14 protein-coding genes are annotated in these 18,223 nt (G+C 56.6%); 7 read left to right on the top strand and 7 right to left on the bottom strand.

Going from position 1 to position 18,223, the window contains the following annotated elements:
• The 3 genes from flgK to K5845_RS19395 form a co-directional block, all read right to left on the bottom strand.
• A complete protein-coding gene (gene flgK / locus K5845_RS19405) occupies positions 1-1,461 on the bottom strand; it encodes a flagellar hook-associated protein FlgK (RefSeq protein ID WP_046479299.1) in 1,461 nt (486 codons plus the stop codon).
• A 40-nt stretch (positions 1,462-1,501) separates the two neighbouring features.
• Entirely contained in the window at positions 1,502-2,761 is a 1,260-nt protein-coding gene (locus tag K5845_RS19400) for a flagellar hook protein FlgE (protein WP_046479298.1), read from the bottom strand.
• 148 nt (positions 2,762-2,909) lie between these two features.
• Positions 2,910-3,581 (bottom strand): response regulator transcription factor, encoded by a 672-nt coding sequence (locus K5845_RS19395; RefSeq protein WP_046479297.1) that lies wholly within the window; start codon positions 3,579-3,581, stop codon positions 2,910-2,912.
• Positions 3,582-3,916: 335 nt separating this feature from the next.
• Here K5845_RS19395 and K5845_RS19390 point away from each other — a divergent pair, with 335 nt between their 5' ends.
• The gene (locus K5845_RS19390; RefSeq protein WP_046479296.1) at positions 3,917-4,306 is read left to right on the top strand and encodes a PilZ domain-containing protein; all 390 of its coding nucleotides are present in this window, start codon (positions 3,917-3,919) and stop codon (positions 4,304-4,306) included.
• Positions 4,307-4,382: 76 nt separating this feature from the next.
• On the opposite strand, the gene K5845_RS19385 is transcribed toward K5845_RS19390, so the two are convergent.
• A complete protein-coding gene (locus K5845_RS19385; RefSeq protein WP_046479295.1) occupies positions 4,383-5,450 on the bottom strand; it encodes an extensin family protein in 1,068 nt (355 codons plus the stop codon).
• 331 nt (positions 5,451-5,781) lie between these two features.
• Here K5845_RS19385 and K5845_RS19380 point away from each other — a divergent pair, with 331 nt between their 5' ends.
• From K5845_RS19380 to K5845_RS19370, 3 genes are all read left to right on the top strand, one after another.
• The gene (locus K5845_RS19380; RefSeq protein WP_287959724.1) at positions 5,782-7,605 is read left to right on the top strand and encodes a hypothetical protein; all 1,824 of its coding nucleotides are present in this window, start codon (positions 5,782-5,784) and stop codon (positions 7,603-7,605) included.
• A 204-nt stretch (positions 7,606-7,809) separates the two neighbouring features.
• Entirely contained in the window at positions 7,810-9,405 is a 1,596-nt protein-coding gene (locus K5845_RS19375) for a phosphate ABC transporter substrate-binding/OmpA family protein (protein WP_287959723.1), read from the top strand.
• 63 nt (positions 9,406-9,468) lie between these two features.
• Positions 9,469-10,464, top strand: a complete 996-nt coding sequence (locus K5845_RS19370) for a Bug family tripartite tricarboxylate transporter substrate binding protein (protein ID WP_046479293.1) — start codon at positions 9,469-9,471, stop codon at positions 10,462-10,464.
• A gap of 6 nt (positions 10,465-10,470) precedes the next feature.
• Here K5845_RS19370 and K5845_RS19365 read toward each other — a convergent pair whose 3' ends face one another.
• Positions 10,471-11,070: a nucleotidyltransferase family protein gene (locus K5845_RS19365; protein WP_046479292.1), complete on the bottom strand. Its 600-nt coding sequence runs from the start codon at positions 11,068-11,070 to the stop codon at positions 10,471-10,473.
• Entirely contained in the window at positions 11,067-12,167 is a 1,101-nt protein-coding gene (locus K5845_RS19360; RefSeq protein WP_287959722.1) for an XdhC family protein, read from the bottom strand. The genes K5845_RS19365 and K5845_RS19360 overlap by 4 nt, the downstream gene beginning before the upstream one ends.
• Positions 12,168-12,449: 282 nt before the next feature.
• Between K5845_RS19360 and cysD the strand changes: the two genes are divergently transcribed.
• From cysD to K5845_RS19345, 3 genes are all read left to right on the top strand, one after another.
• A complete protein-coding gene (gene cysD, locus K5845_RS19355; protein WP_287959721.1) occupies positions 12,450-13,388 on the top strand; it encodes a sulfate adenylyltransferase subunit CysD in 939 nt (312 codons plus the stop codon).
• Positions 13,388-15,313: a sulfate adenylyltransferase subunit CysN gene (cysN, locus tag K5845_RS19350; protein WP_082101182.1), complete on the top strand. Its 1,926-nt coding sequence runs from the start codon at positions 13,388-13,390 to the stop codon at positions 15,311-15,313. The genes cysD and cysN overlap by 1 nt, the downstream gene beginning before the upstream one ends.
• 64 nt (positions 15,314-15,377) lie before the next feature.
• Positions 15,378-16,823 carry an FAD-binding oxidoreductase gene (locus K5845_RS19345; protein WP_287959720.1) on the top strand — a complete coding sequence of 482 codons (1,446 nt, stop codon included), beginning with the start codon at positions 15,378-15,380 and terminating at the stop codon, positions 16,821-16,823.
• On the opposite strand, the gene K5845_RS19340 is transcribed toward K5845_RS19345, so the two are convergent.
• Complete coding sequence (locus K5845_RS19340) at positions 16,820-18,136, bottom strand: UDP-glucose dehydrogenase family protein (protein ID WP_046479289.1); 1,317 nt, start codon at positions 18,134-18,136, stop codon at positions 16,820-16,822. The genes K5845_RS19345 and K5845_RS19340 overlap by 4 nt on opposite strands.
• Between the last annotated feature and the right edge of the window lie 87 nt (positions 18,137-18,223).

The following is an 18,223-nucleotide window of genomic DNA, read 5'->3' as shown; positions in this document are numbered from 1 at the left end:
TCATCCTGTGGCTTCGAGCAGCGCGAGGAACATGTTGTCGATAGTCGAAATGAGACGCGACGACGCTTGATACGAGCGCTCAAGGTCGAGCAGCAACGACATCTCTTCATCGACATTGACGCCGGTAGCGTTCGACAACGCCTCAACCGACCGGGTCACCACTGCGCCCCTCAAATCAGCTTCGCTTTTCGCCGCAGAGCGAGCTTCACCGAGCCATCCGCCGGACGCAGACGCATAGTTGATCAACGTTGCGGAATTTCCGGCCTCAGCTGAGAGGTCAAAGCTTCGCACAGCTCCGAATTTCTCCAGAAGACCATGCAGCCGGTCCGAATAAGAGGCCGCTCCATCCACGTTGTAGACATATGCTGGGTTGAGAGGGTCGGAAATCCCACCATCGCGCAACCGCATCAAATCTCCACCAGCATCGGGATCGACGTTGGGATTGATCATGATGGATGCCGCGAGACCATCAACAACGACTCCCGATGCCGGAACACCCGTAAGTCCAGGCGCTGTAAACAAGCCCGGCAGATCCGGCAGCGTCGGCACCGCGCTTTGATCGCTCTCTGCGAAAACTTCGACAAGCCCGCGCGCAATCTCATCAAGCTGGCTTTGATAGGTCGGCGCGATGGTATCGCGCACCTCCATGAGCCCCGCGATACGCCCCGTAACCGATCCTGTCATCGGCACGCCATCGACATAGACCTGGTTGGCGGTCTGTCCAGCAAGCAGCGTTGGTGTCGGCGTGAAGGAAACAGTACGCGGCCCTTTATCGAAGAGCGTAACGCCATTGCTTAGAAAGATCGCCATGTCGTTGTTGGCACGCAAAACCGTGCGAACCTCGACTTCGCCCGAGATGTTGCGCAACAGCTCATCGCGCTTATCGAGCTGATCGGTGACATCGAGTCCAGCTTGCGTACCCTTAATGATCTGCTCATTGACCTTATCGAATTCCTTGAGCAGCTGATTAAGGTTCTCGACACTTCTATTTATGTCGGCGTCCGCACGCTCACGTACAGTTCGCACTTCTTGAGAGGCGTTATTCAGGGACTCGGCGACACGCACTGCTGAATCCAAAGCGGCCCGCGCGGCAATCGCATCGTGTGGCCGCGCCGCATATTCCTGCAGGCTATCCATGAGCTCCTGCATCATAGCGGCAGGAGACGCTCCGAGTTCGGGATCGCCGACTGTAGCATCGAGCGCATCAAGCGCATCGGCGATCGCCAATTGAGCTTCATGACTGGAAGCCGACCTCATGAGGTTTTCCAGCAGGGCCTCATCGGCAAGCCGTTGAACCGTCCCAAGCCGCGCACCTCCGGTAATGGAAGTAATAAGGTGCGCGACCTTACGCGATGCATAAGGGTCATCCGCCCGCGTAACGTTACGCGTCAGAATCGCCGTTTGCTCAGACGTTGTCCTGAGACCCTGCTTGGCGATATCCAAGCCAACAGACAGCGACATTGAATGAGACCCCTACCCTGCTTTGCTAAACTAGTGCGCGTTACCGTTTCAGGTTGACCAGAACTTCGAGGAGTTCCGAACCTGTCTGGAAGACTTTGGAGTTCGCTGTGTAGTTGCGCTGAGACTCGATCATCGTCGTCAACTCGCTCGCGAGATCTACGTTGGAGCTCTCCAGAGCACCGGAAAAGATGGTTCCGAGCGCGCCCTCTCCAGGAAAACCAATCTGCAAATCACCGGACTCGGCGGTAATTGAAAAGACGGTCCCGGATTCCGGCTTCAGTCGGTCAGGGCTCGCAACATTGGCCAGCGGAATACGGTAGATCGCGGAGCGCGCTCCATTCTCGTAGACCGCATAAATAATGCCGTCATCGGCAAACTCGACCGATTCAATTGCAGCCGGTTCGCTACCATTAACTTCCGCATCAAGAACAGTATAGCCCGTGCCCTTCTCAGTTGTTGCCGACAGATCGATAACAAGGCTGGAACCGTTCGGAACTGGAATTGTAATGTCCGTGAAGCTGCCGGCATCAAGCGCGCCCGTGGTGGGATCAAACGTAAGCGTCTGCGTGGACAATGGGCCCGCCGCATAAGGAAACCCGCCTCCAGGAGCAGCGTCATCACGATCAAAGACGGCAACTTCCCATTGGTTCGCGGCCGTCTTCGTATAGTAGACGTCGAGAATGACTTCTCGGCCGACACTGTCATATGCCTTCAACGAAGACGTATGCGTAAACGTCGAACCGGCCACGTTGTCGGACGGCAAACTGCCCGCAGCCACAATGCCTTCGTTGACATCCAGGTTGGTCGTCATGACACCTTCTGTCGAGGGCTCCGACACGAGCGTCACACTACGAATATTGACGGCCTCAAGGCCGGCCGTACCGTTGATCACCGCCCCTGTGTTGCCGTTGGTGATCGGATACCCCATGAGGCGAAAGCCGGCCGTATTCATGAGCGTACCATCTTCCAACGGGACAAAGGCACCCGCACGCGTTAAAGAGACCCTGCCCTCAGCATCGCCGACCATGAAAAAGCCCTGGCCATTGATCGCGAGGTCATAACCCGACGCCGAATACTCAAGCGTGCCTTTCTGGCTAATCGCATAGCGGGTCTTGGACTCCACACCGCCCGAAGCATAGTTGGTGCCGTGATTGTCGAGGACGAGAGCTGCGAACTCAGTTGAAGCGCGCTTGTAACCGGTGGTCCTTGCATTGGCGATGTTGTCAGCAACCGTACCAAGACGGTTGGACTGGGCCCCCATGCCGGACACACCCGTCCGCATCAAATTGTACACGCTCATTAGATCGTCCCTCGCTGGATCAATAAAAGCAGTTGGAGCGATGACATCACGCGGGACTTATGCGGGCCTTACAGCAATGCTCCAATTTCGTACAAAAACTCAAAGGTTAATAATGTGTTAACGCACTTCAGGCAGGACAAACTAACGCTCAATCCGAATGCAGCCGGTAGCCAAGATGACGCTTTGAATCGATTGGATCGTAACCGAGGCGCTGCCGCAAACGCTTGCGCAGTTTGCTGATGTGACTCTCGACGACGTTGTCATCGATTTCGCGATCGAACAGTCCGTAAACGAAGTTGAAAATCTGCGCCTTCGTCACCCGGCGCCCCTGGTTGCGCACGAGATATTCCAGAATGCGCAATTCACGCCGCGGCAATGGAAGCGGCACCCCTCCAACCTCGGGATCTCTTCCCTCGGAGAACACAACGATTGGGCCAGCCTCCAATTCATTATCAGAAGTTTTTGCGCGCCGACCAATTGCGCCAATTCGCGCCATGATTTCACGCACATGGACTGGCTTACCTACGACGTCGTCAACGCCGGCGGCGAATAAATCCAAAGTTTCGTCGAGAGTTTTCTGATCATCCATCGCAATAATGGCAGCGGACGATCTTTTCTTTATAATCCGTGCAAGCGACCTGCGCCCGTCACAGTTTCCAAGTAAAAAAGCTTCAATTGATCCAAGGTCCGGATCCGGCGCAGCCGTAAACCAACTATCGAATTCTGTTGGACAAAACCCTGTAGTCGCCACACCCTCACGATCGAACATTGACGCATAACCGTTGATGACAAGCTCGCGCTCGTCGACGATCACGATCATCTAGATATCCCCCTAAAATCGAATCATTCAATTCGACTTCCCCTATCGCGGGGTAACTTCATGGAGAATCTGCGTCAAGACTTCGGAATTGCTGAATTCGTAAATATAGCGTTTTGAGATATCCGCATCACGCAATTAGTTCGCGTCAAGAGTCAAAAATGTTACAGGACGTCCCTGTCTCGGGTACTTGTTACACAGAACATCTGCTCAAGGATTTAAGTGTAGCCACACTCGAGTTTGCGCCATCAGGCCGATTTGATCTCGCAAACCGAATATCAATATGTTGCGGCCAAACTCTGGGGTTCTCACGACTTTAGGGACCTTAAGGTAGCAGCATGGCGCACGTCAGCGGGCGGACAAGTACTAAGGATCGCCAATCCACCAAAGACCGTCGCAGCGATAAACGCGACGATACCGAACAACTTATTGTCGTCCGGACGCCCAAGGGCGACCTCGTCGGCGAACTGCTCGACATCTCTGCCTCTGGGGCCAAGTTGCGTATACGTGACGGCCTATGCCCAGAGACCGGCGAGGCCGTCAGCATCGTGCTTTTGGACAAGACGGAATTGGCCGGAACTGTTTCGAGAATAGATAAAAAATCGATTGGTATAGCCTTCGATATCAAGCTTCTGCAGCCTGCCGATTACCTACACCATGACCATCTGGGGTTTGATTTCTACCGGTCCATCCAGAGCCTTCAGTCCAAGCGGCTCAAGCATAAATAAACGAAACTCTTTCCGCCAAGGCACGCTCTGATTGTCGTCGTCCTGCGCCGGCCTATCGAGGCTTTGACGAATAAATCTACTCACAAAAGGCTCGGCGCCGACGGTGAGCAAGATCGAAATGAAAATGATCGCGATGCGCCTCATTGGCCTCCGGCCCCAGCACGGTCCCAAATATACCGCACGCGCTTTCATGAATCGATTTCAGAAACCGGGCCTTGTTCGACGTTGCAGGCTTGAGGGCCGTCTCTGTCTCGCCGGTATTATTCGTCTGGCTGTTTTCAGCCTCAGGCCTTCGGCTAGGAAGCGGAATACCATCAGACTTCGATAAGCTGGCCTTCTGTGCGGTCTTGGAAGCGGGAATGGGCGGCGCCAACTTCTTAGTTGTATCTTCTTTTTGGGGGCGCCCCGCGCGCGCAGCCTTGATGTCTCGCGCGGTCGCCCCCCAATCCTGAGCGACCGAAATGACTTGTCGATCCGCCGTCTTGAACTTCCCAATGTCTATGGCATTGGCCAACGCGTGCTCACTGAGCTTGTTGACCGATGTGCCATTTCGCATCCGGCAACTGTAGGCAGACACGCTTTCAAAGGCGACAATTTCAGAGCCGAGCAGTTCTTTCGCTCGAGGCTGAAGTTGCGTTTCCACCCAGCGGTGCAGGGCAGCAACCATCGAGCAATTCATCGTTGCGGGCGGCGAGAGCACAACCGGGTTCACCAATCCAATCCGACGCAAACGCACGGGGGCCGCTGCCCCACAAGCTCCATTCTTGATGGGAACCGTGACGTCCACCTCCGCCGCAATAGGCCCGAGCATTTTGATGCAGTCCCGTAAAGCCCGGGCGACCTCCTCTTGAGACCATTCGTCAGGTTCTGGAGGCTCAGGTTCGGCCGCCGCTTTGGGCACCGGTATTGCAACATCCTTCGTGGCTGGCTTCGCAGGAGACTTACCGGGATCCATTGGCCTTTCCGGCAAGGGTATATCCCGGACCTGCCGCGCGCGACGTTCAGGTGCGCGCTTACTTTTTTGCGCTAGCACAATGGGGTGCGTTTGCTGAGATTTCGCTGCGATTGCCGTCGACGTACCAGAGACTTCCGCAAGAACGGCCAAAGTCCCGGCAATAACCGAAACAAGCGCTAGGGCCCTCATAAACGCTGCGCTTCTCTGATCACCGTACCCCTGGTGATCTGTTCCGCATCCGCAAAGCCACACCAGCGCCCCGCCAGATCAGTTTCGCCCATCCGCCGTCACAGCCCTCTATTCAAACTCCCAAACTCTTCCGTTCGCTCCATAATATTTGAACTCAAATTGTGTCGCGATCCGGATCGCGCGGAGAATAGATCGAGCGATTTCCGTCCCAGCCGTTGCAGCTGCGCTACGCTTGTCCAATGACAGGTCGCCATGCACGCGAAAGCGGCACGACAGGCCCCGACTTTTTCCTATACTCGGCCCGAGCCAGTTTCGCGGAAGGGACACGACCATGACAGAACCGAAATCAGGCACCGGCTCCGTCAAGGTCCGGTGGCTCGATTACTTGTTCGGACGCAATACGCTGATCGGCATCGCCTCGCTTATGTTGCTGGCCATCTCAGGTTACGCAACCTGGAGCGGAATGAACGATTTCATCGTTGGTGTCTCAACCTCGCCAGCGAGCCAAGGACGGGAAATTCCCGGCGGCCTCTCTGTCTCCAATGAGTTCCTCGTCATAGCCGTTGTTGTCGCTCTGACATTTCTCATGTGGCTCGCATTGCGCGAAACCTTTGGCGCTGGACGTTCGTTGCGCGATCGCCTCATCACCTTCCCGCTCTACTTATTCCTGGCGGTCTGGTCGATCGGCTTTGGCTACGGCTTCTGGTGGAGCCTCATTGCCGGCGAAGAGGCGACCCGCACCAGCATGTCGGGGCTTCAGGAAGACGCCCGGGCCGCAAGCTCCGTTGTTGCAGCTCGGCTGGACGCAGTACGCATACAATTAGACAACGTTGTCACGTGGTCCGAAAGCCAGATGGCGCGCGAAGAAACGAGTGGAGGGAGTTGCGGCCAGCCCTCAGGCGCCGGACGTGGGCCCCTTTACAATGCGCGCTTAAGCGTCCGGGACGCCGTTGCTTCCTTACGCGAAAGCATCACCACCTCATGGATCGCTCCGGTTCAAACCGACATCGAGGAATTGCGAAAATCAGCCGCAGGCCTGGAAGGCATCACGGTCGAAGAGCGGCAACGCGAATTTGAGGCAAAAGCGCGAGACATCCGGACCCATGCGCGCAACATCGCGTCGCGTAGCAATGAATTGGGCAAATCCGTCGCCACAGAAATGCGCGCGCTGGCGGAAGTGGTTTCCATCCCGCCAGGAAAAGCCGGGTTTTCCTGTTACGATCCGACGTTGGCCCAGCGCCTGCGTCAAGCGGCAGATCAAGCCGATGAACCCGCCAACCTTGATCTGCGGGTCGCCTCCTTCAATGAAGGTCCAGCCGGCGTCGCAAATGCCATCAAGAACCTCTGGTCAAACATCGGTGCCTATTCAAGCAGCCTCTTCAATTACGTAATCTCGGGAGGTGAGCAGGCTTACAGTCAGACGGAAAGTGGCCAGCCCATTACAGGTCGCGACCTGATCGCTTTACTCGCGAGCATCGGCATCGACCTCGGCTTGTTCGTCCTCATGGTCCTCAACCCACCATCAACGCCGCCGAGTCGACCGCGCACGAGCTCCATGGTCATCGCGCAAATTCGCTCGGCCATGGACATGGCGATCGCACGCGCACCCGGCGCTGATATCGAGTGGGTCCGCCGTCATTTCATCTACCACAATCACGCGTCTTACTTCGTCATTCCAAATCTCTTCAGCACCGATTCGGACAATCAAGACGAATCCGCCAAAGCCCTCGCCATGAATCAGCTCGCTGGCGTCCTTGACGACCTTGACCTCGTGCGTTGGCCAACCCGCGCTGAACTAAAGACACTAAAGAACGAAGAAACGGGCAGCAGCGATACGGATCTAACAGAGATACGCAAAGAACGGCTCCGCGAGCTGGAGCAAAACAAGGGTATCGAACTCGACCAAGCCAAAGCCGAACAGATCCGGACCGCCGAGCCTGTACGCAATCATGGCCTGTTCTCCAAAGCCGAGCGTGTCCTCACCATCGCCGGTTGGAGCGAAAAGGCGCGTCGGGACATCGAAATCTTCAAACTCGTTGACGTAGAAGGTTTGACACCACTGCTTGAGGTGTTGAATGAAACGCCCGCAACCAAAGGGGCTAAACCCGCGGAGTCCACGACGCCGAAACAGATCGCGCCCCCGACAAGCACCTAGTTAAATTGAAAAATGCGAGAGGGGGCTCTCCTGGTTCGTTTTGGCGCCGGATGATATGCGTAAAAAATCAACCATGAAGATCAAAAACACGCGCTCTTGTACCGGAGCGCCCCTAGGAAAAACAATATTGGAAGATTGTTTGACCGCGGACGGGCCGAAACGATAACGCGGCACCGCTAGAGTTTTGCGTGGGGAGGGTGGGCAATGGCCGGATGGGTCAGTTCCGCAAGGGCCGTGTGCGTACTAATACTATTTTCATTGATATCTTCATTTACCGCTGCGGCAGAAGAGGTTCGGTTACGCCTCAAAGGCGGAGACTTTGAAATCGTAGGGGACTTGGTTTCCTTCGACGGACGGACATACGTCGTCCTATCCCCTCTCGTCGGTCGCATGAAGGCAGACGCATCACGCTTTGAATGCATCGGCGGAGCCTGCCCGAATCTCACGACGACAACGCAGCCGATACCGGCCAAATTAGCGCCACTAGCAGCGTCGGGTAAAATGGCCATAGCCGGCTCCCACACTATCGGTCATGCGCTTATGCCTGCTCTGATTGAGGCTTACGCTGACACTTTGGGACTGTCCGTTTCCACCGCGGTTGGATCTGATCCCAAAAATACGACGGTGAAGCTGACATCATCAGACGGACGTCACGCAGGAACCATCGATCTCCGTCGGCAAGGTTCCGATACTGCGTTCACCGAACTCCGCGCGAAAACCTCCGAACTCACGATGTCATCGCGACCGATCGCCGATCTGGAGGCTACCGGCCTCGCCGCAGCCGGACTCGGCAATATGCATGCACCCACACATGAGCATGTCCTGGCACTGGATGGCTTGGTCGTCCTGGTCTCGCCGGACAATCCAGTCGTAGCAATAACAATTACCGATCTCGCCCGGGTATTTGCTGGCGAAATAACCGACTGGTCCGAACTTGGTGGCAGAGAGGGAGCAATCAACCTCTATGCCCCAGCGGACGGGTCCGGCACGTTGGACACGTTCCAAACGCTCGTGCTTGAACCGAACGGCAAACAAATGGCCGAAAGCGCCAAGCGCACCTCCGATGACGCGGAACGATCAAACTGGATAATTGCAGACCCCTCCGGCATTACATTTGCCAGCATTGCCTACCAGCGAAATGCCAAGGCTCTCAATATCGAATCCTCGTGTGGTCTTATCTCCCGGCCCTCTCGCTTCGCAATGAAGACCGAGGAATACCCGCTCACCCGCCGCCTCTACTTGTACACGCCGGGACGCCCGAAAAATCCGCTCGCAGCTCGCTTCTTGGACTTCACCTTATCTGAGCAAGCGCAGCCTGCCATTGCACGCACCGACTTTATCGATCTGGGCAGCGACTCCCTCACCTTCCGAGACCAGGGGGCTCGGATCGCCTACGCTTTGAACGCGCACGATGAAGATTTCGATCTCGACGCAATGCGCCAACTGATCAGCGAGATTGCTCAAGCCGAACGGCTCACGACGACATTCCGCTTCAAAAGTGGATCAGTCGGGCTCGACAACAAAGGTCGGCAAGACATTGAGCGCCTCGTCACGACAGTGCAATCACCCAAATTCCGCGACCGCCAGCTACTCGTCCTCGGTTTTTCCGATGCTGTTGGCGGCTACGACGAGAACCTAAGACTCTCTGAGGTACGCGCAACGGCAGTCGCAGATCTCCTAAAAAAATCCGGCGTCACCAACGCAATCGCCAAAGGATACGGCGAGTTAGCACCCGTGGCCTGCAACGACACCCCCGCCAGCCGCAACTACAATCGTCGCGTCGAAATCTGGGTGAAATAGCTTCGCTCCGGCAGCGGTGCGCTTTCGCTGCAAGGCAAATCGCCTAAGAACTTGGAGGATAGGATGCTGCGATTGCATCTTCGCCAACTCAGGATAGGCGTAGCCTTCATCCTGGCCGCGTTGCTCTCCACATGCGTAACAGCAGCGGCTCAATGGCAACCAAACAAGCCCGTAACGTTTATTGTAATGGCGGGTCGCGACGGCGGTGCGGACAAGGCCACCCGCTTCATTGTCGATCTCATCGAACGCAATCAACTGACCAAGGCAAAATTCGAGGTCGTGAACATTCCAGGTAACTCCGGCGCAGACGCACTTCAGGAGTTGCAGCGACGCGCCGGCGACGACCATATAATTCTGTTCACGCTCAATAGCTTCTACACAACACCCATTGATAAACCGGAACTCAAGATCGACATCGGCGCCTTCGCACCCATCGCGCGTTTGGCCGAAGATGTGTTTCTGCTCTGGGTGCATACAGACCGCAAAGACATCAACACGATCGAGGACTTCGTACGCGAGGCACGCACCAAGGGTAAGGATTGGGTCATGTCCGGTACGGGGACAGGAGCTGAAGATCATTTACTGACGGAGTTCTTGAATGCCACCTTCGGACTCGACATGTCCTATCGCGCCCTCAAAGGCGGCGGCGCGGTAGCCAAGGAGCTAACCGAGAAGCTGTGCGACTCGACGGTCAACAATCCGTCTGAGCAACGCAAGTACTACGAAGCCGGCATCACCAAGCCAATCGTAGCCATTACCCCGGCAAGGATCACCCAATTCCAATCTACTCCCACTCTTCGGGAAACCGGCATGGACTTCAACTACTTCATGCAGCGCTCTGTCGTCGGGCCACCCTCCATGACCAAAGCAGCTCAAGCCTACTACGCCGATCTATTCAAACGGGTTTTCACATCCGCTGACTGGCAAAACTACAGAAAGAAGAACAGCCTGAGCGGAGAATGGCTATCCGGACCGGACCTCGCGGCATATTGGCTTAAGGAGCGCGAAAAGCACGCGCGCTGGAAGATGACGATCGAAGTCTTGAGGCCCGCGCCCTGACCTCGTTCAGTGGACACGCCCACCCAGCAAACGAACAAAGTCCTCCGGCGTATCGACATCTGCGAACAAACTGGCATCGCTTTGCGGGACTTGAACGACCTGTTCACGCAGCTCATCGAGAAGCTTCTTGCCGCCCTCAGAGCCGAGAGCTTTCAACGCTTCGAAATGCGCTGCCGGCCACAAAACAGGATTGCGCTGTTCGCCGCTCGGTGTCACCGGCACAATGATCTTGCGCCCACCCTCGCTTGCAAAGCACGCGATCAATTGATCTAAAAATTCCGACGTCATGCCCGGCATATCCGCTGGCAGGACGAACGCCCCGGAGACACTTGTGTCCAATGCCGCAACCCCCGCGGCGATCGAAGTTCCCATCCCCAACGCGGCTTTCGGATTTTCAACGATGGAAACCGGAAGTCCGAGGAGCGCCGTAACCACATTCACGGCGGCGGGCTGCGTTACGACGAGGCACACTGCAACGCGGCTCGCGACAACGGCTTCGCAGACCTTGCGTACCAATGCTGTCCCATCGAGTTCCGCGGTAAGCTTGTCGGCAGCGCCAAACCGACGCGAAAAGCCAGCCGCCGGGATGACACAGCCAATTTTCATTTTCTCCGCGGTCCCCGATAAGTCAGGACAATTTCAGCTAGGATTGAAAGCGCAATCTCTTCAGGCGTCCGCGCCCCAATGTCGAGCCCAACCGGCGAGTGCACACGATCGATTTCTTCAGACGCAAGGCCGGCAGCAGCGAGCCGCTCTCGGCGTCTTGCGTGATTACGTGTGGACCCCAGCGCTCCGATATAGCGACAGTCACTCTTCACCGCCAACTTGAGCGCTTCATCGTCAATGTGCTCGACATGCGAAAGCGTAACCACGGCCGAATACTCATCAAGGCCAAGTTCCGGTATCGCATCCTGTGGCCAGGCAACAATAACGTTTCGATCTCGAAAACGCGGCAAGGCTGCATACGCCTCACGGGGATCGACGATGACAACATCAAGGTCAACCAACGGTGCCATCGATGCGAAAGCCTGAGCTGTGTGCGTTCCTCCGATAACGATGATACGAGCACGGGGCACCACGGCCTGAAGGAAGACTTTACGTCCATCCACTTGGGCTAGCCCACTGTCCCCGGAAGCCAATCGCTCCTTGACTTCAGCTGGCGCGTTATCGCCCGGCTTGAAAAGGTCTCGCTGACCCGTATCAAGCTGACGCAACGCGACGATCGGACGACGACCTTCGCGCGCCGTAATCACTTCATCGATGAAAGCCAAATCATCATCTGGCGTAAGCCGCTCGACAAACACCATAATGCGCCCGCCACACGGCAGCCCGGCCTGCCAAGCCGTCTCATTGGTGATGCCGAATTCCAGCAGCCGCGGCGTACCGGTCTCAATGATCTCGGTCGCCGCCACGATCACCTCGTTTTCGACACAGCCACCCGAAACCGATCCCTGGAAATTTGCACCATCGGCTATCACCATCTGACCGCCGATTGGAACAGGTGACGATCCCCAGGTGTCCGCGACAGTCGCTAGGCCGATCGTCCGGCCTTCGCGAAGCCACGTTTGGCATTGCTTCGCAATATCAAGCGCCGCTTCGGCTGGTTTTCCGCCGGCGTCAGCTTGCGAGGTTATCGTGAGGTTCACATCATCACCTATCGCATTGCACTTCATATCAGTCGGCCCTGCCTCGGAGATCGCCATAACGTCTCACTGAAGGATCTTAGGAGATAGGGCAGGTTATCCCGCGCAACACATAAGCCGTCTTCAAAATATGATGAAGACGGCGCACACTTAAGCTAATGGTCTCGGCCCGACATACCGGATAAGGCCAACGGAGTGCCATTTGCACACACCCAGCTGTGGCTCACGGGCCACTCGCGTAACCACAGCCCCATTCCCCTTGGTCAAACCAAGCCCACAATAGCCCATAAGCTAACAGTCGGATCTTGACTGCGGGCCCTACAGCGGCTTTCAAAGTTGAGTATGCCATCGGCACAGGGGAGCGAGGGACCAAATTCTGTGAGAAATACCGGTCATCTGAGAGACTTGGAGTCGGAAGCGATCCATATCTTTCGCGAAGTCGCAGGCCAATTCGAGCGTCCAGTGATGATGTACTCGATCGGCAAGGATTCCTCCGTCCTGCTGCATCTCGCACTCAAAGCCTTTTATCCCGCGAAACCGCCCTTCCCTTTGCTTCATGTCGATACCGGCTGGAAGTTCCGCGAAATGATCGCCTTTCGCGATAACGTCGCGCACCGGTACGGTCTCGAACTGATCGTCCACATGAATCAGGAAGGCATCGAGCAGGGCATCGGTCCAATAAGCCACGGCAGCGCTCTGCATACGGACGTCATGAAGACGCAAGGTTTGCGTCGGGCACTTGAGAAATATCGCTTCGATGCTGCAATCGGTGGCGCGCGCCGTGACGAGGAAAAGTCGCGCGCTAAGGAGCGGATATTCTCTCACCGCACAGCCGATCACCGTTGGGACCCCAAACAGCAACGCCCGGAACTCTGGCATCTCTACAATGGTCGCTTGGCGCCTGGGGAAAACATGCGCGTGTTCCCCCTATCGAATTGGACCGAACGCGACGTGTGGGACTACATCGCGCAAGAAGAGATTCCGATCGTCCCATTATACCTCGCCGCCCCGCGCCCCATCGTTGAGCGCGACGGTGCACTCATTATGGTGGACGACAACCGTTTGCCGCTGAAACCCGGCGAGATCCCGCAACAACGTATGGTGCGCTTCCGCACGCTCGGCTGCTATCCGCTCACGGGCGCCATCGTATCCGAAGCTACAACCGTCGAAGAAATCATCGCCGAACTCGAAGCGTCACGCACATCTGAACGGCAGGGCCGGGTCATCGACCGCGACCAATCCGGCTCGATGGAGAAGAAGAAGGAGGAGGGGTACTTCTAATGGCAGAGACCGCCGTAAGCCGCTTCACCCCAAATTCTTCGCCAACGATTTCAGCCACTAATGAAGCGGCTGAAGCCAACATGCCGCTCCTGCGCTTCCTGACGTGCGGCAGCGTCGACGACGGTAAGAGCACGCTCATTGGCCGCATGCTTTACGATTGCCAGCTGGTCCATGACGATACTCTGGAAGCACTGGAAAACGAAAGCCGCAGTTACGGCACAACCGGTCGTGAGATTGACCTGGCATTGCTTGTCGACGGCCTGCAAGCCGAGCGCGAACAAGGCATCACAATCGACGTTGCATATCGATACTTCGCAACATCCAAACGCAAGTTCATCGTCGCCGACACTCCGGGTCACGAACAATACACGCGCAATATGGTCACTGGAGCATCGAGCGCCGACCTTGCAATCATACTTGTCGATGCCAGAAAAGGCGTCATCACCCAAACGCGACGACACAGCTGCATCGCCCACTTGCTCGGCATCAAACACATCGTCCTGGCCATCAATAAAATGGATCTTGCGGGCTTCGATCAGACGCGATTTGCCGAAATCGAAAGCAACTACAGAACTTTCGCCGCAGAACTTGGCCTCACGAACATCACTGCAATTCCGATCTCGGCACTCGATGGCGACAACATCTCATCCTTGAGCGTACGCACACCTTGGTATCGTGGCCCCGCTCTTCTCCAGCATCTGGAAAGCGTCGTTGTTGACAGCTCGATAGCCTCCGCACCGCTGCGGATGCCGGTTCAATGGGTGTGTCGTCCGGACCTCGATTTCCGCGGCTATGCTGGTACGATCCAAGCAGGATCCGTAAGCGTTGGTGACAGGATCACGGTACTTCCCGCCGGGCGATCGACCCAAGTCGCAAGCATCGTGACTTATGATGGCGATTTGGAACGCGCCACCGTTGGCGACGCGGTGGTTCTAACACTTGCCGACGAAATCGACGTAAGCCGCGGCGATGTGATTTGCGCTGCGGATGTGCGGGCCGAGGTCGCCGACCAATTCGCAGCCGACATCGTCTGGATGAGCGAACGTCCGCTCATGCGTGGACGCCCCTACATTCTCCGTTGTGGTCAGCAATCGACCGTCTGTCAGATCAGCGAGCTGAAACACAAGATCAACGTTGAAACGTTGGAGCACACCGCAGGTCGCGAAATGGAGCTCAACGCAATCGGCCTCTGTAATCTCTCGCTGTCTAAGCCCATTGTCTTCGACACTTACGCTGATAATCGCGAGGCCGGCGGTTTCATCCTTATCGACCGACTTACAAATGAAACAGTCGGCGCCGGTATGATCCGCTTCGCGCTGCGCCGCGCGCACAACATCCATTGGCAAGCCGTTGATATCGACAAACACCAGCGCGCCGCGATGAAAGGCCAGAAGGCCTGCTGCATTTGGTTTACGGGCCTTTCTGGCTCGGGAAAATCCACGGTCGCCAACTTGCTCGAAAAGCGCCTCCACGCCCTCGGCCGTCACACATACATTCTCGATGGCGACAACGTACGCCACGGACTGAACCGCGACCTTGGCTTCACCGAATCGGATCGCGTCGAGAATATCCGCCGTGTTGCAGAAGTCGCGCGTCTCATGGTTGACGCTGGGCTTCTAACCCTCGTCTCGTTCATTTCCCCGTTCCGGGCTGAACGGCGCCTGGCCCGCGAGCGTTTTGAAGACAGCGAGTTTTTTGAGCTGTTCGTCGACACCCCTTTGGAAATCTGCGAAACGCGCGATCCAAAAGGCCTATATCGCAAGGCCCGCGCGGGCGAAATCGCGAACTTCACCGGCATCTCGTCCCCTTACGAAGCGCCGGAAAATCCAGAACTTCGGCTCCAGGGCGGCACCCTCGCCCCAGAAGCCCTGGTTGATGAAATTATTCGAACCCTGGAAATGAAGGGGATTATTGATAAGCATTAGCGGCAAACGGACAGGCTCTCCCCAATCGGGCAATCAGCCGGTTCGCAAACCGCGAGCATAACGAATGAACGATCGGTCCATCTCCGGACTCTTGCCACCTTCACCTTCCGCAATTGAACAGCTGATTGCGATTGTCGGCCACGAGCACGCGTTAACCGACCCGCACGATCAAGCGCCATTCCTGCGCGAATGGCGCGGTCGTTATGTGGGCCGCACGCCGCTCGTGCTGCGCCCGGGATCTACTGCCGAGGTCTCCGCCATCATGGAGATCGCAAATCGCAAACGTTTCGCCATCGTCACACAAGGTGGAAATACGGGGCTTGTCGGCGGACAGATTCCGGCGGAAACCGGCTACGAGATCATTCTGACAACCAATCGCTTGCATCGTATCCGCGACGTCAATGCTGATGCTGGCCACATGACTGCAGAAGCTGGCGTCACGCTCGCGGAAGTCCAGGCCCGAGCGGCTGCAGTCGATCGCCTTTTTCCATTAAGCCTCGCATCTGAGGGAACATGTACAATCGGCGGAAACCTCGCAACAAACGCCGGCGGTGTCGCCGTCCTAGCCTATGGCTCCGCACGTCAGCTCGTCTTGGGCCTTGAAGTTGTACTGGCCGATGGGCGCGTTTGGGATGGCCTGCGCGCCTTGAAGAAGGACAACACGGGCTACGACCTGAAACAGCTCTTCGTCGGCTCCGAAGGCACGCTCGGTATTATCACCGCCGCTGTTTTGAAACTCTTTCCGGCGCCAGCCACGAAATCCACCGCACTCGTCGCTCTTCCCCGCCTGGATGCAGCGCTCCAGTTTTTTCGCGCCGCTGAGCGCGCCGCCGGTCACAATCTGACAGCCTTTGAATTCATTTCTCGAGAATCTCTGAACGTCGTTTTACATCACGTGGAGGGCGCCCGCGCACCGTTCGACACCCTCAGCCAGCCCTGGTACGTATTGATTGAGATCTCAAGCACGGCACAGATCGGAGAACCGGACGATCTGATGCAGACAGCGCTTGGCGAGGCGCTTGAGAACGGACTCATCACCGACGCGGTCCTTGCGAGGTCTATCTCGCAATCCGAAGCTCTTTGGAAACTCCGCGAGACGCTGTCCGAAGCCCAACGGTTCGAAGGCGGCAGCATCAAGCACGACATTTCCGTGCCCGTCGGACGCATTCCCGAATTCATCGCGCGTGCAGCCCCCATTGTGGAGAGCATCTGCCCCGGATGCCGCCCGATCGTGTTCGGTCATTTTGGCGACGGCAACATTCACTACAATATTTCACAGCCGTTAGAGATGGATAAGGCCGCCTATCTCAAGCTGTGGGAACCGATGAATGAAGCGGTTCACACCCTCGTCACCGAACTTGGTGGCTCGATTTCGGCAGAACACGGCATTGGCCGAATGAAACGCGAAGCGCTCACACACTTCCGCAGTCAAGTTGAACTGGACCTAATGCGTCAGCTCAAGCAGACTTTCGATCCACAAGGCATTCTCAATCCCGGCAAGCTGATTTAGTCAGCGGAGACCGGCCGCCCAATGCTGTGGTAACGCAAGCCCGCGGCTTGTGCAGCGTCCGCGCTGAAAATATTGCGAAGATCAACGAGCACATCACCGGACATGCGTGCACGTGCAGCCTTCAGGTCCAAAGCACGAAACTCGTTCCATTCCGTCAGCACCACCGCGACATCAGCCCCTAAGATCGCATCGTTGGCATCCGCACACCACGTAACGCCGGGCAACAGAGGCTCAGCTTGCTTTTGGCCTTGCGGGTCATAGACTCGCACGGTGGCTCCACGCTCCTGCAGCATGGGCACAATCACTAAGCTTGGAGCATCGCGCATATCATCCGTGTTGGGTTTGAACGTAACCCCAAGCACCGCGATCGTCTTATCGCGCACCGAACCGTTAGCCGCCTTCACGATACGGCCGGCCATTGCGATCTTGCGCTCGTCATTGACGATTTGCACTTGTTCAATGATCGACAAGGGCGACTTGCTTTCCCGTGCGGTACGGATGATCGCTGACACATCCTTCGGGAAGCACGACCCACCGTAACCGGGCCCAGGGTGCAAAAACTTATCGCCAATACGCCGATCTTTGCCGATAGCAGAGGCGACTTCCTGCACGTTTGCGCCAACCTCTTCACAAAGGTCCGCGATTTCGTTGATGAAGCTGATTTTAAGCGCCAGGAACGCATTGGCCGCGTACTTAGCCAGCTCCGCAGACTCGCGTGACACAAACATAACCGGAGCATTCCGGATAGAGAGAGGCTTATAAAGCTTCTCCATCACTTCTTGTGCTCGCGCATCATCGAGACCAACGAGCACCCGATCCGGATGGGTAAAGTCCTGAATCGCCGACCCCTCCCGCAGGAACTCGGGATTCGAGCAAACGGCGTATTCGGCATCTGGCCTTAAGGCCGCAAGTCGACGCTGGATTTCACGGCTTGTCCCGACAGGTACAGTCGATTTCGTCGTAATGACTGTGAAGCCATCCAGATACGGTGCTAGTTCTTCGACGGCCCCGTAGACGTAAGACAGATCCGCGTGCCCATCACCACGACGCATCGGCGTACCAACGGCGAGAAACACGATATCGGCAGCCTTTACTGCCGGTCCCAGATCCCCTGAGAAGCGTAGACGGCCAGCGGCAATATTGCGCGCCATCAGATCGTCGAGCCCCGGCTCATAAATGGGAGAGCGGCCTTCTTCCATCTGCTTCAGGCGCTCGGGGTTATTGTCGACGCAGGTTACGTCGAAACCAAACTCGGAAAAGCACGCCGCCGACACGAGACCCACGTAACCGGCACCAATCATGCAGATTTTCACGAACCAACCCCCATCGCTCTATGGTAGGACCGTCCAGGCACCTACCCGGTTACTGCGTTCGCTAGCCCGATATGGCTGCAAAAAGCA

The organism is Filomicrobium sp., assembly GCF_025698805.1.
Taxonomy (GTDB): Bacteria; Pseudomonadota; Alphaproteobacteria; order Rhizobiales; family Hyphomicrobiaceae; genus Filomicrobium; species Filomicrobium insigne.
Note: the sequence above shows the minus strand (reverse complement) of the source record. Positions and strands in the feature narration are given on the sequence as shown.